General features: G+C 43.3%; 16 protein-coding genes. 11 read left to right on the top strand and 5 right to left on the bottom strand.

Annotation, left to right across the window (positions count from 1 at the left end; genetic code table 11):
• Nucleotides 1–9: 9 nt before the first annotated feature.
• The 7 genes from HWV58_RS02595 (at nucleotide 10) to HWV58_RS02565 (ending at nucleotide 9,529) form a co-directional block, all read left to right on the top strand.
• Complete coding sequence (locus HWV58_RS02595; protein ID WP_175632564.1) at nucleotides 10–498, top strand: VOC family protein; 489 nt, start codon at nucleotides 10–12, stop codon at nucleotides 496–498.
• The gene (locus HWV58_RS02590; RefSeq protein WP_175632563.1) at nucleotides 498–1,433 is read left to right on the top strand and encodes a 2-hydroxyacid dehydrogenase; all 936 of its coding nucleotides are present in this window, start codon (nucleotides 498–500) and stop codon (nucleotides 1,431–1,433) included. Before HWV58_RS02595 ends, HWV58_RS02590 begins: the two co-directional genes overlap by 1 nt.
• 21 nt (nucleotides 1,434–1,454) lie before the next feature.
• Complete coding sequence (locus tag HWV58_RS02585; protein ID WP_175632562.1) at nucleotides 1,455–2,312, top strand: ThuA domain-containing protein; 858 nt, start codon at nucleotides 1,455–1,457, stop codon at nucleotides 2,310–2,312.
• 12 nt (nucleotides 2,313–2,324) lie between these two features.
• Nucleotides 2,325–5,546, top strand: coding sequence for a PVC-type heme-binding CxxCH protein (locus HWV58_RS02580; RefSeq protein WP_175632561.1), 3,222 nt, complete (start codon nucleotides 2,325–2,327; stop codon nucleotides 5,544–5,546).
• A 473-nt stretch (nucleotides 5,547–6,019) separates the two neighbouring features.
• Entirely contained in the window at nucleotides 6,020–7,075 is a 1,056-nt protein-coding gene (locus HWV58_RS02575) for a sensor histidine kinase (RefSeq protein WP_175632560.1), read from the top strand.
• Entirely contained in the window at nucleotides 7,072–7,764 is a 693-nt protein-coding gene (locus tag HWV58_RS02570; RefSeq protein ID WP_175632559.1) for a LytR/AlgR family response regulator transcription factor, read from the top strand. Before HWV58_RS02575 ends, HWV58_RS02570 begins: the two co-directional genes overlap by 4 nt.
• A gap of 22 nt (nucleotides 7,765–7,786) precedes the next feature.
• The gene (locus tag HWV58_RS02565) at nucleotides 7,787–9,529 is read left to right on the top strand and encodes a CocE/NonD family hydrolase (RefSeq protein WP_217706932.1); all 1,743 of its coding nucleotides are present in this window, start codon (nucleotides 7,787–7,789) and stop codon (nucleotides 9,527–9,529) included.
• A 67-nt stretch (nucleotides 9,530–9,596) separates the two neighbouring features.
• Here HWV58_RS02565 and HWV58_RS02560 read toward each other — a convergent pair whose 3' ends face one another.
• Nucleotides 9,597–10,244, bottom strand: coding sequence for a hypothetical protein (locus tag HWV58_RS02560; protein WP_175632558.1), 648 nt, complete (start codon nucleotides 10,242–10,244; stop codon nucleotides 9,597–9,599).
• A 353-nt stretch (nucleotides 10,245–10,597) separates the two neighbouring features.
• Nucleotides 10,598–12,661: a BNR-repeat neuraminidase N-terminal domain-containing protein gene (locus HWV58_RS02555; RefSeq protein WP_175632557.1), complete on the bottom strand. Its 2,064-nt coding sequence runs from the start codon at nucleotides 12,659–12,661 to the stop codon at nucleotides 10,598–10,600.
• 249 nt (nucleotides 12,662–12,910) lie between these two features.
• Between HWV58_RS02555 and HWV58_RS02550 the strand changes: the two genes are divergently transcribed.
• Together HWV58_RS02550 and HWV58_RS02545 are read left to right on the top strand one after the other, a co-directional pair.
• The gene (locus HWV58_RS02550) at nucleotides 12,911–13,744 is read left to right on the top strand and encodes an AraC family transcriptional regulator (protein WP_175632556.1); all 834 of its coding nucleotides are present in this window, start codon (nucleotides 12,911–12,913) and stop codon (nucleotides 13,742–13,744) included.
• A 74-nt stretch (nucleotides 13,745–13,818) separates the two neighbouring features.
• Nucleotides 13,819–14,937: an agmatine deiminase family protein gene (locus HWV58_RS02545; protein WP_175632555.1), complete on the top strand. Its 1,119-nt coding sequence runs from the start codon at nucleotides 13,819–13,821 to the stop codon at nucleotides 14,935–14,937.
• A gap of 140 nt (nucleotides 14,938–15,077) precedes the next feature.
• On the opposite strand, the gene HWV58_RS02540 is transcribed toward HWV58_RS02545, so the two are convergent.
• Nucleotides 15,078–17,423, bottom strand: coding sequence for a PDZ domain-containing protein (locus tag HWV58_RS02540; protein ID WP_175632554.1), 2,346 nt, complete (start codon nucleotides 17,421–17,423; stop codon nucleotides 15,078–15,080).
• A 274-nt stretch (nucleotides 17,424–17,697) separates the two neighbouring features.
• The gene (locus HWV58_RS02535) at nucleotides 17,698–18,438 is read right to left on the bottom strand and encodes an SDR family oxidoreductase (RefSeq protein ID WP_175632553.1); all 741 of its coding nucleotides are present in this window, start codon (nucleotides 18,436–18,438) and stop codon (nucleotides 17,698–17,700) included.
• 78 nt (nucleotides 18,439–18,516) lie between these two features.
• Here HWV58_RS02535 and HWV58_RS02530 point away from each other — a divergent pair, with 78 nt between their 5' ends.
• On the top strand, nucleotides 18,517–18,900 hold the full coding sequence (locus HWV58_RS02530; RefSeq protein ID WP_175632552.1) for a winged helix-turn-helix transcriptional regulator: 384 nt from the start codon (nucleotides 18,517–18,519) through the stop codon (nucleotides 18,898–18,900).
• An 83-nt stretch (nucleotides 18,901–18,983) separates the two neighbouring features.
• Here HWV58_RS02530 and HWV58_RS02525 read toward each other — a convergent pair whose 3' ends face one another.
• Nucleotides 18,984–19,388, bottom strand: coding sequence for a DoxX family protein (locus tag HWV58_RS02525; RefSeq protein WP_175632551.1), 405 nt, complete (start codon nucleotides 19,386–19,388; stop codon nucleotides 18,984–18,986).
• 728 nt (nucleotides 19,389–20,116) lie between these two features.
• Between HWV58_RS02525 and HWV58_RS02520 the strand changes: the two genes are divergently transcribed.
• Nucleotides 20,117–23,317, top strand: coding sequence for a SusC/RagA family TonB-linked outer membrane protein (locus HWV58_RS02520; RefSeq protein ID WP_175632550.1), 3,201 nt, complete (start codon nucleotides 20,117–20,119; stop codon nucleotides 23,315–23,317).
• Nucleotides 23,318–23,325: the final 8 nt, after the last annotated feature.

The following is a 23,325-nucleotide window of genomic DNA, read 5'->3' as shown; positions in this document are numbered from 1 at the left end:
TAATTAATTATGGCAAAGGCACTTAAAATTAATCACGTAACGCTTATTGTAGACAATCTGGAAAAAGCAGGGGATTTCTACAGGCAGGAACTCGGTCTTGAGCCGCTTCCTTCTTTTAAGTTCGATTACCCTGTAATGTTTTTCAAATTTAATGATGAGCAACAATTACATATTTCGGAATGGGAAGACCAGACCTCATTTCGCGGGCATATCTGTGTACAGGTAGACGATTTCAGCAGCATCTTTTTTCGCATGAAAGCGTTAAAAGCCATTGATGTCAATCCCTGGGGGAAAGTGCGAAAGTTACCCGATGGAGCCATGCAGATGTTTGTGCGCGATCCCGCTGGCAATCTGGTCGAAATTTCATCAATACCCGGAGCTGAGGTAGACGACAGGATATTTAAAGATGAGCTGTATGAAGAAGGTTTATACGTTTCGAACAGGAATGATTTCAGAGGCTTAAAATCAGACGACGCTACTTTATACCATAAAAAGTAATGAAGAAAAACGTATTGTTACTGGAAAGCATTGCAGAAGAAGCACTTGCCCTGCTAGCGGAAAATGTGCATGTATATAAAGGATATACAGCAGAAGGGCTAAGTGAGGTTTTGGGCAAGGTAGAAATACATGCCGTTATTACCAGGGGGAAGGGGCAGATTGATAAGCCCCTTATGGATGCCTTTTCGGATTTGCAGGTAGTAGCCAGGTGCGGCGTGGGCCTTGATAATGTGGATGTGGCTGAAGCGACAGCAAGAAAGATCAGGGTAGTTAATGCGCCGGGCAGTAGTGCAGCCACTATTGCCGAGCATACACTTGCTTTAATGCTGATGACAATGCGTAATTTATATCAGTCGGTTGAAAGGGTTAAACAGGGCGACTGGAACTGGCGTAACCAATATGCCGGAGACGAACTGAATGGCAAAACACTGGGCATATTGGGTATGGGAAATATAGGAAAGCGGGTGGCCAAACTAGCTGAGGCCTTTGGTATGAAGGTGTTTTACTGGAGCAGAACAGCACGGCAGCTGCCTATGGATGAGGTTTTAAAACAATCAGATATAGTAAGTTTACACCTTCCCTTAACTCCCGAAACAAATGAGATTATCGGGGCGAAGCAACTGGAGTTAATGAAACCTGGAGCATTCCTAATCAATACCGCAAGGGGTGCACTCATCAATCATGCAGCGCTTCTTGATGCGTTGAATGCCAATACCATTGCCGGATTTGCCGCAGATGTGCTGCCCGATGAACCACCCGTAGAGAGCGTCGCGGTGATAAAGCATCCGCACGCAATTATTACCCCGCATACGGCCAGTCTTACAGCTGCTACCTACCAGCAAATGTGCTTGCTTACAGTAAAGAATGTGCTCGCCATACTTGGTGGCAGACAGGCTGATTTAAATAGTGTATATAACCGCAATTCCTTTTTTTGATAATCACTAATTCCTAATAAAATGAATAATTTTTGTATTGGTTTGTTATTAACCCTGAGTACAGTTTTGTTCGGTACGCCAGCTGCGCAAAAGACTAAAAAGCCACTCGTTGTTTTTATATGTGGCGATCATGAATACAGTGGAGAAGAAACACTGCCCATTATTGCAGCCGAACTGGAAAAGAATTATGGTATGAGAGCTGTTGTACTCAAAGCATCTCCAGACCACAATAGCGAAGAAAATATTCCCGGACTGGAAATATTAAAGGAAGCGGATTTAGCTGTTTTCTACTTGCGGTGGCGAAGACTTCCGGCCGAACAACTTGCGCACATTGAAACCTACCTGAAATCAGGGAAACCAGTAATGGGCTTTCGTACCACTACACATGCATTTAATTTCCCTAAGGGGCACCCCAACGAAAAATGGAACGCTTTCGGTGAATTTGCGTTAAATGCTCCTCCGGGATGGGGCGGAAAAGCCAAACACACGCACTACGGACATAACAGCAGCACCGATGTGAGCATTGCCCCTGCGGCATCAAATAACCCGATCCTTACCGGTGTGGCAGAAGATTTTCACGTGCGTTCCTGGTTGTACCATGTGGTACCCGATTATCCTACAAAAGGATCAACTACATTGCTTACAGGCAAAGCAGTAAACCCCGAAAGAGCAGCGGTAGAAAATCCGGTAGCCTGGACCGGTACCAATACTTTTGGTGGAAAGGTCTTTATGACCACGCTCGGGCATCCCGAAGATTTCAGGATTGAGGCTTTCCAAAGGCTGGTGATTAACGCCATTCATGATGAACTGGGCCTGAAAGTGCCAAAGAAATGGAAAGGTAAAATGGATATCCAGGTACCCTACCGTGTTGCTAAATAAACCTGTGTAAAGATGACGAGAATAATAAAGATCAGCCTGTTGTGCCTTATCGTGGCGATACCTGCGATGATGATTGTAAACGCATTTAAATACAAATCTGCGCCGCTGGTTATTGAGAAAGGTACGCGGATTGCCCTGATTGGCAATAACCTGGGATCGAGAATGATCAATTACGATAATTTTGAAACAGAATTGCAGCTTCGTTTCCCAACGCACCAATTATTCATCCGTAACATGTGTAACCCGGCAGAAACGCCCGGTTTCAGGCCTCACGCAGCCAGAAATTCCCCCTGGGCTTTTCCCGGTGCAGAAAAGTTTCAGGTGGAGCGGGCCAACCTGGTTAAAAGAAAAGATGCAGGCGGTACATTAGAAATGGAAGATCCCGGAGAAGGCTTTTTTGAAACACCCGACCAATGGCTTACCCGACTAAAAACAGATGTGATCATTTCCTTTTTCGGATTTAATGAATCTTTTGAAGGAGAAGCAGGACTTGCTAACTATAAAGCAGAGCTGGATGCTTTTATAAAATGGACACTGAAACAAAAATATAACGGCACTTCAGCGCCACAGCTTGTCATCGTATCACCCATTGCTTTTGAGAACCTTAATGGTAAAACCAGCTATGATTTGCCTGATGGTAAGCGTGAAAATGAAAACCTGCTGCTGTACACAAATGCCATGAGGGAGGTTGCTGCCACAAACAGGGTTCGCTTTGTTGATGTATTTAACCCGACATTGGAGTGGTATAAAAATGCCTCAAGCCCCTTAACGATTGACGGTTCTCAACTAAACGAAGAGGGCTATAAAAAACTCGGGATCTTGCTTGCAGATCAGATTTTTGGAAAAAGCGCAGCCGAAGCAGGAACTAACCGTAAGCTGGTGCACGATGCCGTAACGGAAAAAAACTGGATGTGGCTAAATGATTTTAAAATTCCTAATGGAGTGCATGTGTATGGTCGGAGGTATAAACCTTACGGGCCTGATAATTTTCCGGCAGAGATCAAAAAGATTCGCGAAATGACCGTTATCAGGGATACGGCCATTTGGCTGGCGGCAGCTAAAGGGCAGAAAATGGATATTGCGGCTGCTGATAAGCATACCACCGTTTTGCCGGAGGTAAAAACCAATTATACACCAAGTAAGAAAAATGGCAATCTTAAATACCTGATCGGACAGGAAGCAGTAAACAGTTTGACCGTTCCTCCTGGCTTCAAGGTAGAACTATTTGCCTCAGAAACCGAATTCAGCTTTTTGGCCAAGCCTGTACAGTTGTCGTTTGACAACAAGGGGCGCTTGTGGGTGGCCGTAATGCCCACTTATCCGCAATATAAGGTTGGAGACGCAAAACCTAACGACAAAATCATTATCCTGGAAGATACCAATAACGACGGGAAGGCCGATAAACAGACCGTTTTTGCCGATGGCCTTCATTTACCGCTCGGTTTTGAAATTGCGGCAGAAGGGGTATATGTTGCCCAGGGAAACAACTTTATTCTGCTTACAGATACAGATGGGGATGATAAGGCCGATAAAAAAGAGATTTTGCTGAGCGGTTTTGACGATCATGATTCTCACCACAGCAGTCACGCATATACCGCAGACCCGTCCGGAGCCATTTTTTCGGGAGAAGGTGTATTTCTCCGAACCAATATAGAAACTTCTTACGGGCCTATTTATGCCACTAATGGCGGCTTTTACCGGTTTGACCCACGACGCAGGAAATTGGAGCGTACGGCGCAAATGGCTATTCCGAATCCATGGGGCATTACATTCGATGATTGGGGGCAGCCTTTCTATGCCGAAACCTCCAGTCCTGATTTTCGCTGGATGCTTCCCGGAACAATCTTACCCCGATATGGACAGGCTAACCATAAATCGAAACAACTGATAGAGGAAAAACACCTGGTAAGGCCTACATCAGGCATTGAAATAGTATCCAGCCGCCATTTTCCTGATGAATTTCAGGGCGATTTCCTGATCAATAATACCATTGGTTTTCTGGGAACCAAAGAACATACTTTGGAGGATGACGGTACAGGTTATAAAAGCCGTTTCCGTATGGATCTGCTGGTGAGTAACGATCCTAATTTTCGCCCGGTAGACCTGGAGTTTGCCCCTGATGGTTCTTTGTACGTTATAGATTGGCATAATGTTCTCATTGGGCATATGCAACACAATGCCCGCGATCCCCTGCGTGACCATTCGCATGGCAGGATTTACCGCATTACCTATCCTTCAAGGCCCCTGGTAAAACCCGCTAAAATAGACGGAGCGAGCATTGAAGTGCTGCTTGATCATCTTAAGCTGCCCGAGTACAGAACCCGTTACAGAACCCGCAGGGAACTGAGAGGGCGGGATGTTAATGAGGTGTTGCCTAAACTGAAAAGCTGGGAGGCAAAGCTGGATACCAATGATACACGGTATGAGCATCATTTACTCGAAGCGCTTTGGGTAAGCTGGGGAATGAACAAAGTTGATCAACAGCTTTTAAAACAGCTCTTGAAAGCCAAAGACTACCATGTAAGGGCTGCTGCAGTAGAAGTGGTACGTTATACCGGGCATCAACTGCCCGACCAGGCAAACTTGCTGATGGAAGCTGCTAGGGATAAAAATAGCAGGGTAAGGTTAACAGCCATTGCCGCTGCCTCGTGGATAGGCAAGGCAAAAGGGCTTCCGGTTTTAGCAGAAGCGAATAAATTGCCCCTGGATAGCTGGATGTTGCCGGCTTACCAGACAGCCGTAGCACATTTGAATGGCAGAAATGTAGCAGAAGAAAAAGAAAAGAGCGAGAAAACGGCACTCGCGGGCGCTACACTTGCCTTGTATAACGAAGGAAGAATTATTTATAATAAAGAAGGCTATTGTAAAACTTGTCACCAGGCCGATGGTAAAGGGCTCACTGTTGCCGGCTTTCCACCACTTACACCCAATAACTGGGTAAATGGAAACGACGAGCGACTGATTAAGCTGGTGCTGAAAGGCGTAATGGGACCAATAGAGGTGAATGGTAAAAAATATCCGGGTCAGGTTCCTATGACACCTTTTGGCGGATTGCTGAAAGATCAGGAAGTAGCGGCAGTACTTACCTATATCCGAAACTCATTTGGGAATAAGGGGACTGCAATTTCGCCCGAGAAAGTAAAAGCGATAAGAAAAGCCATCCAAAACAAAAAGGACTTTTACTCGCCAGAGCAATTACTGAAAGAGCATCCCATGGAAAGTGCCAAGAAATAGGAAAATTGTATATTACAATAGCATTAAATCACTAAATGGTATAGCTGTTTAAGTGCTGCCATCTGGCTACCAACTTAAGGGTAAATCCGTAGCAAGTCCGCATATAGTCCGCGTTTTAATACCTTAATGCGGATTATATGCGGATTCATTTTAGTCTTGCAGTAAATCAGGGTGCGAGATGTTACCAGCTATTCCGCTCTAATAAGGGCTTAACGCAAATATTTTTAGGTGTTTATGTCAATTAATATGGTGCAGTTTCCTCCCTTATGCAGCTTTTAAGTTAAGCAAGCCTGTACCATTATTTTCGGGCTTAACGGCCCTTATTTTTTTCTTAACATCAGGGCTGCCAGTTTTTTTATCTGCGAAATTGGTTAATCGGTAGCGATCACCGCATTCATCCACCGGTTTCTTGCGTCCATGTACTTTATCTTTTATATTGCTTTTAGTTTGCGTTGCTTTGTGATAAAGAAAAAATGAAACGGACCCAAATCTCACTTTATTGGAAATGCCAGCTCATCGGGTGGACAACCGCTTCGCTCTATTGGGCATTTGTAGCCTTTACCAGCGGCGAGTTTCACTGGGGCTTAGGTTTTGCTCAGCTGATAACCGATGTGATCCTTTACGTTGGTATTACCCATCTTTATAAAATATTCGCCGAAAACAATAAATGGCAGCTCCTGCCTTTAAATGGTTTGATTATCAGGATTTTTATTGCCGTTCCGGTAATGGGCATTATTTATACCTGCACTACAATCCCCAAAGTATATTTTTTGCGAACCATGTTTGTGAATAACGGACGGCTAGATTGGGATCAGTTTGCACTGATCAACATTTCGGGCATATTTATGGCTGGTATCAGGTTAATGGCCATCTGGTTGCTGGCTTACCATCTGTACCATTATGCTAAACGAGAGATCGCACTGGCGGGCGAAAATGCCCGGCTGCAGTTGGGCTTTAAGCAGGCACAACTCGATAATCTTTCCAGCCAGCTTAATCCACATTTTCTTTTCAACTCGCTCAATACGGTTAAAGCGCTTATTTATACCAGGCCCGATGGAGCGGCGAGAGGAATAGACCTGCTGAGTGAAATTTTACGCAATAGTTTATACCGCGGAAACGCCATGATGGTGCCCCTGGATGAAGAGATTGAACTGGTAAAAGATTATCTCGAGCTCGAAAGCATGCGCATGGATGAAAGGCTCAGTTTTGATTTCCAGATTAAGGTTCCTGCCATGTCGGTAAAAATTCCGCGCTTCAGCTTACAATTACTGGTCGAGAATGCAGTAAAACACGGCATAGCGAAAAGGGTAGCCGGAGGTAAGTTAATCATTACGGTTTTTGAGCACGAAGGTTTTTTAAAGATTGAGGTATTAAACCCAGGCAGGCTGGAACAGGATAATGCAAATGTGGGCATTGGGTTAGAAAATTTAAGAAACAGGCTGGATATAGCGTATAAAGGAGCAGCTACTTTCAACATCATCGAGCAAAAAGAAAACGTTTTGGCAACTTTAACCATTCCGTTCAAATGAAAACGATAAGAACATTGGTTATTGATGATGAGCGCCAGGCCAGGGCTGAAGTAATCAGGATGTTAAAGGCCTATCCGCAGATTGTGGTACTGGGCGAAGCTGCAGATGGTTTCGAGGGACGAAAAATGATTGAACTTTTGCAGCCCGATTTAATTTTTTTAGACATTCAAATGCCTGGCCAAACTGGCTTTGAAATGCTCGAATCGTTAAGCCACATTCCACAGGTAATATTTGTAACCGCTTACGATAGTTATGCGCTCCAGGCTTTTGAGATAAGTGCGCTCGATTACCTGATGAAACCCGTGCGCAGCGAACGGTTGGATAAAGCTCTGAACTTAGTTACCGAACGTTGTCAGGGGCAATTTGAGCCTACTTTTTTTGTCAAAGACCGAAATAAACTCCACCTGATCAAATGGAGTGCAGTAGAGTTAATCGCCTCTGAAGAAAATTATGTGAGGCTCTATTATGGAAAGGAGCAGGTATTGATGAAGAACTCGCTAAACAATATTGAGAAAAATCCCGATTGCAGCATGTTTTTCAGGGCATCGAGAGAGCGGATGTTCAATATCAATAATGTAGCATCAGTAGAAAGTAATGAAGGCAGGATTTCGGTCATACTCTCCTCCGGAACTTCCGTACCCTTATCGGAGCGACAGACTGTACGGTTCAGGAGCCTTAAAAAAAGATAGATTAAAATTTAGTTAGATGAAAATGAACAGAAAATTTTTCGGTATGGCTGTGCTATGCCTTTTAATTACCCGGTTTAGTATCGCTCAGCAGCAACTAAGCCTGCCCGATACGGCCAATTACATTATCCAGGATAGTGTTTTGATTAAAACCAATTATGGTATTACACTTTCTGCCGTTGTGGTGCAGAAAAAAGGGATCACGGCGAAGTTGCCCTGCGCGATGATGTACCTCATTTATGCGGATTTGAGCAGAAGTCTTGCTGAAGCCAAATTTGCTGCAGATAGGGGGTATGTTGGGATTGTGGCAGATGCAAGGGGAAAACGACTTAGCCCAAATCCGCCCGAACCTTACGAACATGAGGCGCGTGATGTGAATGCAGTAATCGACTGGATTGTAGCCCAGCCCTGGAGTAACGGCCGCGTGGGTATGTACGGCGGGAGTTTTTCGGGCTTTGCACAGTGGGCAGCTACCAAATACTTGCATCCTGCTTTAAAAACGATTGTGCCCTATGTGGCTTCCATTCCGGGTTTAGGTCTGCCCATGGAGAACAATGTTTTTTTAAATGCCAATTATCAGTGGGCTTTCCATGTTACCAACAATAAATATACCGATGATGTGGTGAATAAGGATAATGCAAGGTGGGCACGTATGCGGAATGACTGGTGGCAAAGCGGAGCTGCCTATAACCGTATAGATAGTGTAGACGGAACGCCGAATCCCTGGTTGCAAAAATGGATTTCGCACCCCGCTTACGATGCTTACTGGCAATCGATGGTGCCCTACAAGGAGGATTTTGCAAAGATTAATATTCCTGTGCTCAGCATTACTGGCTATTACGACGATGGGCAGGTTTCGGCACTCGAATACCTCAGGGAACATTATAAATACAGGCCTTCGGCAGCACATTATCTGGTTATCGGACCTTACGATCATTTTGGCGCACAAAAGGGGGGAGTTGCAACATTAAAAGGGTACAACGTTGATCCGGTGGCCTTAATTAACACACGGCAGCTTACTTTTGATTGGCTGGATCATATTTTAAAGGGAAAAGAAAGACCGGCACTGTTAAAGGATAAGATTAATTTCGAAGTGATGGGAGCCAATGTATGGAAACATGTACCTGCTATGGATCAGGTAGAGGCGCATCAGCTGAGGTTCTATTTCGATCGTGCACCGAATGGCAGCACTGTTTTATCGGAAATGAAACCCCAAAAAGAGACTTTTATTGAGCAAAAGGTTGATTTGGCAGACCGTAACACTTACTATAATGATTATTATCCCAGTCAGATTATCAAAAAAGAAATTGATCGAACAAACGGCCTTTTCTTTACTACCAGGCCCTTTAACCGCGATGTATCGGTCAGCGGATATTTAAAAGGAACACTAAAGGCCATCATCGATAAAAAAGACATGGATGTTGGTTTGGTGCTTTATGAAATTACACCAGAAGGCGAATATTTTCAGCTATCCTATTTTCTGGGGCGGGCCAGCTACGCCAAAGATATGGCTCAGCGGAGGCTGCTTACTCCAGGTAAAAAAGAAACCATTCCTTTTTACAGGTCGAGGTTTTTTAGCAGGCAATTAAGAAAAGGAAGCAGGTTGTTGGTGGTACTCAATATTGATAAAAATCCTTTTGCCCAGATCAATTATGGCAGTGGAAAAGATGTTAGCAAAGAAACGGTAAAGGATGCCGGGAAGCCATTGCAAATCAGGTGGTCGAATGCAGGTTTCGTTGACCTCCAGATTTCGGACACAAACTTTTGATTGGATTTTGCGCTAAAAAGAAAACCCCGTTTATTAAACGGGGCATCTTTCTGTTTGGTTTGTTGGTTTATTTTTCCAGTTGTACCAGCGCCTGGTCAAGCTGCTTTTCTTTCGAAGCATCGATATTTGGCCGGGTCATTTTGCTGATATTCGTGGCTACTGATAAGGAAGGGTTTTCATCTTTGGTAAACGAAGCAATATCATCTACAGTGGTATTTAATATTTTAAGTGTGGTAAAAAACCACCTGTCCATATTTCTGATATTCTGAAAATTGGTATTAGCACTTAAATATTCGTTGTTTGCTTTCTCAGTGTAATCGTACTGAACTTTATCCAGTAGCATTAGCTTATCGGTAATTTGTGCCAAAACTTCATCCGATAGTGCTAATCCTTTAATGCCAATTACCCGGTTATTTAATATGAAATAGTCTAAGCCTTCAAAAGTAATGGTGGTAAGGCTGGCCCTGTCGAAAATATGCTCGGCGGCAGGCAGGTTGGCCAGCTGAGTTGCTGCGTTACTGCGACTGTTGTTGAAAGCCCGTCTTTGTGCTGCTAAACGCTCAATCAGCGCATCGCCATTTAATTTATTTGAAACTTCGAACATGCTTGCGCCTGTTTTTGCCATTTGCTTTGCTGGTGTCAGGTTTTTAAGCTGCGCGTTGGTAAACAAAGTAATAAAGCAAAGAATTGGTGTAAGCGAAAGGGTAATTTTCATTGTTCGGTTAATTTCCACAAAAATATACCTTTTTTGCTTAAACCGAAATATTTGTATGTTTAATATTACAGTTTTAAAGCTTTTTTGTTATTTAGACGTTGACAAATGTCATCATTCAGATTATTATGCCTTTGATGCTGAACACAATGTTGTGAACTGCTTTGCCTGGAGGGTAACCTATTCCTATAAAACAAACCATCCGGCCAGGTAATGCATAGCCGGATGGTTGTATTACAAAAGATAGTGTTTAAGGCCTACAAGTAAGTAATGGCCAGCAATACGCTGCTGATGACTGGATATGCGATGCTGGATATCCAATCGGGCTTATATTACATGGTGGCCTGAACCATAACTTATTTAGACAGATCGAATACGGTGAGTACGGCAGCATGATCTGATGGCCATACATCATCAATTTCGGGAGCGGTCCGGATAATTTTAGAAGCGATTGGTTTAATGCCTGTTCCCTTGTAATAGATGTAATCGATCCGGGAGGTTTGCAAATGACCAAATATCGCAGCAAATGTTCCGGCAGGGTGGCTTAACTCATTGGGGTTAATGGCCCTGTAAGTATCGGTATAGCCACGATCCAGCATTAACATCGAAATTGGAAAAGCCACGGGGCCATAGCCATTGTGCAAGGGAGCAGCCCGCGCAGTCCAGTCGAGGTGACTGCCTGAATTAAAGTCGCCCGAAACGATAACGGCCATATCGGTTCCTTTAACCACAGGATCAATGTCGGTATCCATATTTACGGTGGCATCGGCAGCACCAAGCATGGCATCTTCTTTTATCCAATCGTTTACATCCAGGCCTTTATTTAGGTAATAATCGGTGTATTCGGGACGATAGGCGTACCTTAACCACCAGTCTGCTACCAAAATCTGCCTGTCGTTAGGCAAGGTAATGATGCCGGGTGTAGATTTAAAAGGTTCTTTAGCGGTTAATTTGGTAATGGGATAGCGGCTAAAAAGGGCAAGGTTTGCATTGGCCGATGCGGTAATCATTTTAAAGTTTAGCGAGTCGGCAAGCATTTGTTGTGTACCATAAGCCTCCTGCATGCAAATTATATCAGCCGAAGTGCTTCTGATGAGCTCTTTAACGCGGTTTTTACCGTTGTTGCCCATGTGTACGCCTCCATGCCAGATGTTCCATTGCAAAAGTTTTAATGCATTTTCTTTGCCCTGCGCCGGAACAATTGTTTTTGTGATATTGCTGTTTTCAGCCTCTGGCTGGTATTTTTTCCCGTTTAAAGTAAAGCCCGAAATCGCGGCTTTTATGGTATCGCTCACTACGGCATTTTGTTGAATATTGAGCGCAATTAAAAAGTAATTGATGCCACTTTTTAAAATAAAGGGTTTGCCTGCGGTAAAGCTTAGTTTTTTAGCAGCTACTTTTCCGTTTCCAAATAATTCGGTTCTTAAGCCGTCTCTGGCACTTTTGCCTGCATAGTAAACATGTACCTGCTCAATATCGGTTAAACGGGTTGTTCCCTCGAGGTTTAGGCTAAGCTCGGTAAGTTTTAATGGCTGTTCTGTTCCATTTATGGCGATACGGAGCTTAAGCAACTGGTTGTTTTTAGCGCCCTGCTCAGCATCCCATTCACTTGCTATGGCAACAGCATTAAACACTTCCTGGTTTTTAGCTGCAGCAGCAAATTGACCGTTATCGTTCGCTACCAGATAAGCTAGCGGAAGGTTTCCCTTGTAATTTAAGCGGGTATTTCTGAGGTGATAGGCTTGATGTCCTTTGCCAACCAGGTTCAGGCATACATCATCCTTCAAATCATCAAAATTATAATAAGCCTTTAGGTTTTTAAAATTAGGGTGCTTTGCCGTTAGGGGTTTCGATGCCCAAAGCTGAAGTACCTGCTGGGGAATTGCCGTATTCCAGATCCTTACCTCATCAATCAGCCCGCCAAAAGTATTTTCAGCTTTATCGTATACGCCAATGGTTCCGGGTAGAATGGTCATTTTGCCTTTTGATGTACCCATGAGTTTACCGTCCTGATATAGTTTGGTTTCGGTTCCGTTATTACTTAAGGCAACATAATGCCATTTATCATCAAGTACTTTTGTTGAGGTGAGTTTAGCTGCGGGGCAATGCAATTTCCCTTCGCGAATTTGCAGGGGCATTTCATCCAGTCCGTTAAGGTTGCCGTACTCTCCAACACCAATTACGGTTTCAATTTTTTTCCAGCTTAAATCATTTCCTTTTATCCAGGCCTCTATTGTCCATGCCTTTTCCATAATGGGCATCCCAATACAGGGATTGTTGTCGGCACCGTCTAAATGCAGTGCGAAATTGGTGCTTACCTGTGGTTTTTGTGCATTGGCGGCCAATAGGCTTAAGCAGGATAATGTGGATAGTAAAAATAATTTCCGGATAGGGAAGAGCTTGCGGTTTAGCGCTTTCATAAAATTGGTTTACTCAAAAATGAATGATTGGTTAGCTGGCAGCAGTTAAAAGTGGTTTAACCAGGCTGCTTATGGGTAAAACTAGATTAATTTTATGTGATTTTTTATTTCTTCAATGCACAAACGTTTGTTTAAGGCCTTGGCGCGGCGTAATTGAATACGCTTAACAATTTGGCTTACAATATGCCGTTTTACTTTTTTTACGAATTGTTTTTATTAAATTTCATTAACCAATTAATTCAAGTAATAATGAGTACTGATGCGGCAAATCTGTATTGTGTTTACAATACCATCAACCTGATTGAGCAGCAGTACGACCAGTCGATTTCGATCAAAGCGATCGAAGACGTTTCCAATTACTCATACCGCAATATTCAGCGGATTTTTAAATACAGCTGTGGCGAAACCATTGGCGCTTACCAGCAGCGGCTGCGGGTAGAAAATGCCTACAAATTAATTCTTTATACTAAGGAAAGCCTAACTACCATTGCATTAAAGGTTGGCTTTGCTAACCTGGCTTCGTTTTCAAAAGCTTTTAAACAGCATTTTGGCATTTCACCCAAACTGGCCAAATCGGGCAAGGCTCAATTGTTTAATACCACCCATCTGGTACCGGTAAAAGCAGCAGGTGTGCTAAAACCCGAAATCGTATATCTGCCAGCCCTGAAAGTTTATTATAAAAGTACTTTTATCCAGTACACCAACCCGGAGATTGAGCAGTTGTGGGGTAATTTTGTAAAGCATGTATTCCCACAGCGCGATACAGAGTATTTCGGCATTATTGCCGATGAACCCCTGATCAGGAATGAACTGGCCTGTAAGTACGATGCCTGCGCTTCGCAACCGGCACAAGATGAAAAATTGCCTGCTAAAATGATATTGGGCGGTAGGTATGCGCAGTTTCTTCACAAAGGGAAATACGAAACCTTAGACGACACCTACCAGAAAATTTATGCCGGCTGGATTTTAGATTGCGGGCTCGAATTTTCGCATAGCCCCATTATTGAGCGCTACATCAGGCATGCCGATAATACCAGTAGTGAAGAAGAGTTGCTAACAGCGATCCTGTTGCCATTAAAATAAAGGTTGTCAATTTCAGACAACTTTGCAGTTTTTTATACGGCTAGTTTTGCCCTATAAAAAAAAGAATATTGATCATGAAAAAAATGGGAATCATACTGATGTTACTACCAGCAGTTTTATTATCATGTACAGAAGGCGAATTGGATACAATTTCAAAGCCTGCCGATAGCGCTATTGTTTATACTATGCCCGATGAATCGGCTCCGCACGAAGGTACGTGGCTACAATGGCCACATCAATACCAGTATGGGGCAACTTATCGCAACAGGTTAGATGCTACCTGGGTTTCGATGGCCAGAGAACTGGCTTTAAGCGAAAAGGTACATGTTATTGCTTACGATGAAACAGAGAAAAACCGGATTACTGCCTTACTTAAAACAGCTGATGTTCAGTTAAGCAATATCGATTTTAAAATTTACCAGACAGATGATGTATGGGTTAGGGATAATGGGCCGATTTATGTAAAAGATAAAAATGGCCAGCTTTTTATTCAGGATTGGGGATTTAATGGTTGGGGTAGCAAAGCCGAATACAGCAAGTGTGATGCTATACCTTCAAAAATAGCAGCCGATCAACAAATCAAACGGATAGACCTGAACTCAGTAATGATAAATGAGGGTGGTAGTGTCGAAGTTGATGGTCAGGGTGTACTGATGGCTTGTAAAAGTTCTATTCTAAATAAAAACAGAAACAGAGGAATGACACTACAGGAGGCAGAAGCCATATTTACCAAATATTTAGGCATCAGCAAATTTATCTGGCTTGAGGGTAAAGCAGGTCTGGATATTACCGATATGCATATTGATGGATTTGCACGTTTCGCCAACCCTTCTACGATCATTACCATGAATGCAAACGATTTGGATTACTGGCAGGTTCCGGCGGCCGATGCAGACAAATTATATGCTGCAACCGATAAAAAAGGAGCTGCTTATAACTTTGTAAAAGTTCCGCTCACTAAAAATGATGTGGTTACCACCTATGGTAAAAATTTAGGTAAGGCTTCCTATATCAATTATTATATTGCCAATAACCGCGTTTTGGTACCTAACTATAACGACCCAAACGATGCGGTAGCAAACGAAATCATCCAGAAACTGTACCCTGGTAAAAAGGTAGTAGGGATTGATTGCCGTAACCTGTTTGCCAACGGCGGCATGGTGCATTGTGTTACGCAACAGCAACCGAGGTAAGTTTATAAAAAGAGAATCGTCATTGCGAGTAGGAACGACGAAACAATCTTACAAATGTGGATTATAACAAGCACATTAAGATTGCTTCGTCGGCTGAAAAAGCCTCCTCGAAATGACGATCATTCTCCGGGGCTACCGTCCTAATCCTTTAACGATATTTCCATTTTCTTCTCTTGCTGGTCTCTCATAATGACTACTGCAGCATGTCCTTTCCATTTGATGGCATTGTGGAGTTTCAGCAAATCGGCAACACTATTTACGGGGTTTTGATCCAGATTGATAATTACATCACCCTTTTTAAATAGATTCTTTTCGGCAACTGAGCCGCTTTTGATACTGGTTACCAGTGCGCCGTTATCATTGTGAATACCTGCTGCCGATCTTTCGCCTAAATTTTCTATGTTTTTTACCGAGGCACCTAACCATTCGCCCTGCAGGGATGTGTTGGCCTCAATAGCCGTAACCAAAGGCATAATTTTGGGGCTTTTCGATAATTTTTTTAGCCTTGTATCGGTTACGCCAAAATTCATGGCGAAATTCTTAAAGCCCATTGCAAGAGCAGGAGATCCGCTTTTAACCCTAAAGTCGCCTGTTTTTTCATTTTCGAATAAAGCATTTCCGGCTGTGCTGTTGGCATCTATTTTAGCTTGCTGTGTTTTAGCTAGCGCATCGGCCGATAAGAAAAAGTTATGGTTTACCTCTTTGCCCCAATAATCGATCTGGATTGGCGCGTAGGCGGTGGTAACGATATTATTTTTAAAAACATCGCCGCTGTTTTTTAGCCATACATGCGGATGGAAAGTATTATTGATGATGATGTTATTGTAAACGGTACGGTGGTAACCTTCGCGAAGTTTAAGTCCGCCGCTTAAACAGACGTTATTGTAAATCTGGTAGTTGCTGCTTCCGTCATCCAGGTCGATATCCCAGCCGTGATCGCATTGAAACCTGTTGTTGCGGATCACAATTGGCACCGTAACATCCAATAGTTCAATACCTGGCCGGGCCGCAACAATACTATCCATCAGTTTTCTTTGAGGCCGCCAGAAACGGTCCCTGCCCCAGGAGTTGAATGCTCCATGATCGCCGGTTTCTAAAACAGTATCAAATACATCGTTAAATTCAATAATGTGGCCGCCCCAGGTACCTTCGCTCACATTTATGCCCGCCCTTGGAACTTCGTAAATGGTGTTGTGCGAAACCAGGATATTTTGCGACATGGATATTTCTACACCTGCCGATTGTTTTTCGATGGTGCCAATATTATTAATCAGGTTATTGCTGGCTTCGCAGTGCTGCGGAAAGTTGTTGGATTTAGGGCCGGCTTCAAAATCCATTTTATCCCAGGGAACAAATTGCTCATACTTGAAAGCAGGGGAGCGTACCGCATCGGGATCGCCCACAAAGGCCAGGGCACTGGCTCCAATGTTAGCGATGTGGTTGTTCGAAATTTTATCGTTTTTGTTGTATTTGCTTAAAAAAACAGCATTACCACCTAAGCTGTAAAAATTGCAATTCGTGATACTAATGTTTTCGGTGCCTTCCAGTAAAACAGCACCACCACGGTAAATGGTCCAGTCGCTACGCAGCAATGGTTCTTTTACCAGCATAAAGCTCCGGGCGGTTTCGGTAAAATCAATACCGTTTAGGCTGATGTTTTTTACCGGCGATTTCAGATCACCTTTAATGTGGATCAGATCCGTTAGTCTGCTGAAAGTGAAATTAGCCTTATTGATATCGGTACCTGTTGGTGGAATAAGAAAGAGTGTTTTGCTTTTGCGGTTGTAAAACCATTCGCCCGGTGCATCCAGCTCTTCAAAAATATTTTCTACAAAACGGTATTTGGCGTGCATTTTAGCCGGACGGTTATTTTGCCAGCCACCTTCATAAGTTAGTTCGCCTGTTTCGCTTTTGCCGGTTATCTGGTAATGGAAACCACCCCATTCGCCGCCATGTAAGGCATGGATATAACCATTTTCGGGGTTTGCCCAGGTTTTTACACGTTCAGGTGCAATTGCATCGGCAGCTGTGCCCTTAAATACGCGGGCCTGCGGATCGTAATTCGGATAGCGGGCCATTGGTAAATTCTGACCGTTCATAAACAGCTGATCGGGGATTGTTTCGAAATCGACCTGTGCCGCATCGATATTGTCTTTATAGCGCTTCCAGATTAGTTTGTTTTTTGCCGATCCCGAGACGATTACTTTTGCTCCTTTAGCTGCTGTAATCTTCAGCGATTTTAAATGGTAGCTGGCAGCCGAAATGCTAATTGTTTTTTGAGGGCTGTACACACCTGAAGCCAGTTCAATCACTATATCTTTTGCCTTTTGTTTTAGGGCACTTTCAATGGCGTATTCTAAAGTTTTGAAGGGTTGCTTTGCTGTTCCCGTATTTTTATTGTTTCCGGCAGGCGAAACAAAAAGGGTTTGCCCCTGACAAAAACTAAATACAAATAATGCTAGGAGGCAGGTAGTTAATCTTTTCATGCTCAAAATATCTGGTTAACACTCAGGATCAGTGAACTAAATAATGAAGCATTGCTTAGGTGTTGATCTTAAATGTTTTACAAAGAAAGAATAAGTAGGGGAGATAAATTTAACCTGATAAGCAACTTATTCTCTTATATTGGCATTGGCAGACCGTCAGTGCATTTTAGCTAGCAGATGTAAACCATAAGGAGGATTATTTTGCAATCGGGCATATAATAGAGTCGCCAAACTTTAAAGCCTTTGCTTGTAAGCTGGCAACTCATTATTTCCATTATAGGCACATGCCGCCATCCATAACAATTTCTGCACCGGTAATAAAGCTAGCGGCATCGCCACAAAAATAGGCCACCATTTTTCCTACATCTTCGGCTTTTCCAATCTGCTTTAAGGGTACACGTTCTAATATCCACTCGTTTACCTGACTCAACTGCTCGGGCGTATAACCGGCCTTGTTCATAATTTCGGTTGCGGTTGGGCCGGGGCTTACACTGTTTACCCGTATTTTGCGCGGGGCCAGTTCGATAGCAGCAATGCGCATTACCGCATTAAGTGCCGATTTGCCTGAAGAATATATAGAACTATTGGCGGCGTTCATACTGGCTGTGTTGGAGGATAGGAAAACAACCGAAGCTCCATCGTTCAGCAAGGGGATAAACCTGCTCAGCGTAAAGTAAGCTCCTTTAAAATTTACCCCGATTACATTGTCGAAAGCCGCTTCGGTGGCATTTTCGATAGTGGTATTTTCGAGCACACCCGCATTGATGAATAGGATATCAATTTTGCCAAATTGCTGCTGTACTGCTAGGGTCAGTTGTTCTATTTCCTTTACATTACCTTGATCGGCTATCATGCCTGTTACGCCCAACGCAGCAGCTGCTTCGTCTACAGCAGTTTTTCTGCGGCCGGTGATAATTACTTCGGCACCTTGTGCCTTTAACTCTTTTGCTGTGGCATAACCTATGCCGCTATTGCCGCCAGTTACCAGCGCCGTTTTTCCTTTTAAATGTTCCATGATAATTATTTTTTTGTTTGAGCAAAACTAAAGCTATATTGGTATACTTTTGTAAGTAGTATAACGAAGTATACCAGTATGAACGAGAAAGAACTGCTCGAAAAATCGAACGAAATCTTAGCTAATCCACGTAACCAGGAGGAAGAAATACAGGCGCTACAGGATACCCTGTACGTTTTAAGCGGTAAATGGAAAATCCCGATCATCAATTCCATCTGCAATGGAAATCGACGTTTTCGTGACATTGAGCGAAGCATTCCGGGCATTACCACCCGCATGCTTTCTAAAGAATTAAAGGAAATGAGTGCCAACCAACTTATTAAACGAACGGTAGTTGATGATACGCCAGTGATCATTGAATATTCGCCAACCGATTACTGTCACTCGTTTGGCAGCATTATTCTCGAAATGATTAAATGGGGTAAGGCACATAGGCAACGCTTAAAAAACAGCGATAAGTAAGGCTTCCAGGTAGCCACCAAACGCAATAAAACCTGCACTGGTTAAAAATCCAGTGCAGGTTAAACGAATTTGCAGCAGGGTTGTTAGTTTGCCGGTTCGGCAATAGCAGGCGAATAGCTTGCGGCGTAAATTTTACGGAACATGGCATAGGTTAACGATACCATGATAAAAGCTACAATGGCATCAACTGTTGCTGCGGCACCAATCACACTCAGTTTAGAGCAAAATGCGAAGATGATATCGAAAAATATCCCGGCAAATACCCATTCTTTTAAGCGTAGAAAACGGTTGGGGGTTAAAAGAACTGCAATGCCCAATAATTTGGCTACGCCAAGCACATAAATAAAATAGGCCGGATAGCCGAGTTGCAAGGTAATATCCCACACAATAGGGTTTTTAGTAAGTTCAAAGATACCACTTGCACCAAACCATAAAGCTGTTAATGCTGCACCAATCCAGTAAATTCTTTTTGCAATTTTAAGTTTCATAATATTTTCTTTTTTAAGTTTCTGGAACAAATTTGCTGCGGAACAGTCCCTTAAACCAGCTATTAATGCCCCAACCGGACAATATCGCAGCTGGGATGGGCGCTTACCGAGGTGAAAGCATATAACTACAATTTTAACCATATAAGAAATATAAGCCACAGAAGCTTAAATGTTCTGACCTGACTTATATGGTTGAAATGATAATGACGAATCGTAATGCCCGTAACTGGAGATTCGACCGGCAATAACTGCCTTCGAGTAAATTTTCTCGTTTTATTTTCTGAAAATTTATCGGTTCCTACTAAATCTCACCTCACATTAACGCCGGCTGTGATTTTGAACCGGATATGATTTTCGTCTTACTCAAAATGCACTGACGTTGTAAAGCTAATTAGGCTGTATTTGAATGTTTACTTTTAGGTAACATTTATGTTGCGTATTCTGATTTTTGAAATTGTATCAGAATGGTTAATATTGATATGATAAATCGTTTTATCAAATAACCAGATATGATATTGAGCCGGGGTAAATTGCCGTTTAATTCGCAGTTTATACTGGCGTAAGCTGATTTGAATAGTCGTGCATTTCTTTACACCACTGTAAATCTGTAATACGCCGTTAACTGTTAGCCCATCCCCTTTATTAAATTGATTATAGCCCTAATCAGATCGTTTCTGGACAATAGCTAAAACGTTTTATTTAAGCATCATTTACTAAACTAAAACCTAATGAAAATCAATCTACTAAAGATTACAGGGCTTTCTGTGCTTTTTTTGCTCAATGGTCCTGCCTTCTCAAAGCTTCCGGGTGCTGAAAAACCCACCAAACTTTCCATCAATACAATACCGCCGGTAGAGGTGCAAAACCGGAAGGTGGTTACCGGTACCGTACTCGACGAAAAAAACCTGCCTATACCTGGGGCCGGGGTTAAAAACATCACTTCGGGCAAAGCCGCAGTTACCAACGAGTCGGGTAAATTTAGCATAGAAGCAAACCCGGGCGATGTATTGCGGATCTCTTACGTAGGCTACGAAAACAAGGATGTAACCGTAGGTGCCGATAACAACATTACCATTAAACTGGGCGCTGCCGCAGATAACAAACTCGATGAGGTAGTGGTAATTGGATATGGTACCGTTAAAAAAACAGATTTAACCGGATCGGTAGGGGTGGTAAAAGCCACCGAACTGCAGGAGCGTCCGGCATCGTCGTTAAACCAGGCATTGGCCGGCCGGATTTCGGGTGTGCAGGTAAATACCAACTCGGGTCGTCCGGGTGGGCAAACCAGCATTAAAATCAGGGGATTCAGCTCTATCAATACCAGTAACAATCCTTTGTATGTGGTGGATGGAGTAGCGCTACCGGTGGGTTCGCAAACACAGAACAGTAACGCCATCGATTACATTAACCCCAGCGATATTGCTTCGGTAGAGGTGCTAAAAGATGCTTCTTCAACTGCAATATATGGTGCGCGTGGTGCCAACGGGGTAATTTTAATCACCACTAAGAAGGGAACAGCCAATGCACAACGTGTTACTTACGATGCGGAATTTGGCATCAACACCCTTGCTGCACACCATGTAGAAATGCTCGATGCTTTCGAATATGTTAAAGTGCAGGATTTAGCTTACGAAAACATCAAAGTGTACGATCCGGTGGGTTGGGCAGCAGGAAATTATGCCTCTACACCTGTACCAAAGGCAGCACGTATCGCCTTGCCACAGTTTTTCGATAGTAACGGAAATCCACTTTACAATACCGACTGGCTAAAAGAGTCGACCCAAAACAAACTTTCACAAAACCACCAGCTTGGTTTTACAGGCGGCAATGAAAACAGCACTTACGGTGTTTTTGCAGGCTATCGCGATGATCAGGGGCTTTTACTGAATTCGTATTTAAAACGTTATTCGGGCAGGTTTAATTTCGATAGCAAAATAAAGCCCTGGTTAAAAGTGGGGGGTAACCTGAGTTATAACAACCAGGACGAGAATATTATAGATCAGGGTACCGGCGGGTTAAACTCGGTACGGATGATTACCGAAGCGTTTCCTTTTCTTCCGGTTAAACTGGCCGATGGAAAATGGGGCGATAATAAACTGATCCCCTGGGCAGAAGGTGGCTCAAACCCGGTGCACATCTTAACCGACAGAAAATTTGGTTTAATTACGCAAACTGCCCTTGGAAGCATTTATTCTTCAATCAGTTTTAGCAAAGACCTGGAGTTTCGTACCCAGTTAGGTGCCAATATTGTAACCAGGAATACCAACGAATACAACGCCAAACAGTTGTACGGCATATCCGATGGTCAAAACGGTACGGCCAATATTACCGACGACCGCGAAACCTTCTGGTCGTTAGAGAATTATTTAACCTACAACAAGCGCTTTGCCGAATCGCATGCCATTAATGCTTTATTGGGTATTTCGTGGCAGGCAACCAGTTTTTTCAGCAATACCAGTCATGCCGAAAACTTCGTAACCGACTTTTATGGCGACAATAACCTGGGCTCGGGCAGTAAATCTATTTCAGTGGGTTCGAGCAGAAACCGTTCGGCTTTTAACTCATATTTTGGAAGGATTAATTATGCCTTTAAAGATAAATATCTGTTCACCGTTACGGGTAGGGTAGATGGTTCGTCTAAATTTGGAGAGAACCACAAATTCGCCTTTTTCCCTTCTGCAGCGCTAGCCTGGAAAATTTCGGATGAAGAATTTTTGAAAGGCAACAAAACCATCTCTAATTTAAAATTCAGGACCAGTTATGGTTTAAGCGGTAACTCTGAGCTACCTGCATACCAATCGTTAGCTACTTTGGTTAATAACTTTGGCATTATTAACGATACCAGGGTAACCGGTATCGGGATTGGCCGCCTGGCAAACCCCGATTTGGTTTGGGAAAAAACCGCACAGTACGATGCAGGTTTAGAGCTGGGTTTATTTAACAACCGCATTAATTTAGAAGCCGATATCTATTACCGCAAAACAACTGATATGTTACTCGATGCCCCGGTTCCGCGTACTACAGGTTATTCTGTAATCAGGAAAAACGTAGGTTCGATGCAGAACAAAGGTTTAGATTTGGGCATTAACACGGTGAATATCCAGACCGATAACTTTACATGGAAAACCAGTTTCAACATCTCCCTAAACCGCAATAAAGTACTTGCACTGGCTACACCCGATGATATTTTTGGTGTGGGTAATCCTAATTTCACCAACCAAACCGGTATTATCAGGGTTGGCGAACCTGTTGGTTCGTTCTGGGGACTGGTACGTTTAGGTACCTGGAGCGAAGCCGAAAGGGCCGAAGCAGCTAAATATGTAAGCTACCGCGGCGGTAAAACCTTGCTTCCCGGCGATATTAAATACCTGGATGTAAACGGCGATCATGCCATTACCGATGCCGACCGTCAGATTATCGGAAACGGAGCACCTAAAGGCTGGGGATCATTTTCGAACTCATTCCGTTATAAAAACTTAGACCTGATTGTTGAGCTGCAATACTCGTATGGTAACGACGTGCTGAATATGACGCACCACTCGGGCGAAGACAGGCAGGTACAGGCCAATAGTTTTGCGAGTGTATTAAACGCCTGGACTCCCCAAAATCAGGATACGCCAATTGCGGCCATCAGAGATCAGGCTGCAGGTTATGTAACCAACGTAGATACCCATTGGGTAGAAGATGGTTCATTTATCCGCGGTAAAAACCTGTTGCTGGGCTATACCTTCAACAAATCGCTGGTAGAGAAACTACGCTTAAGCAAACTGCGTGTGTACACTTCGGTTCAGAATTTCTTCATCGCTACCAAATACACGGGTAACGATCCGGAAGTAACCACTTATGGCAATGCCTTTGCACAGGGACAAACATTTTTCGATTATCCAAAGCCAACCACCTTTACCGTGGGCCTAAACATTGGATTATAAACATTAAT

It is taken from the genome of Pedobacter ghigonis (genome assembly GCF_903166585.1).
Lineage (GTDB): Bacteria > Bacteroidota > Bacteroidia > Sphingobacteriales > Sphingobacteriaceae > Pedobacter > Pedobacter ghigonis.
The sequence above is the reverse complement of the archived record's forward strand: the minus strand, read 5'-3'. Positions and strand labels throughout refer to the sequence as shown.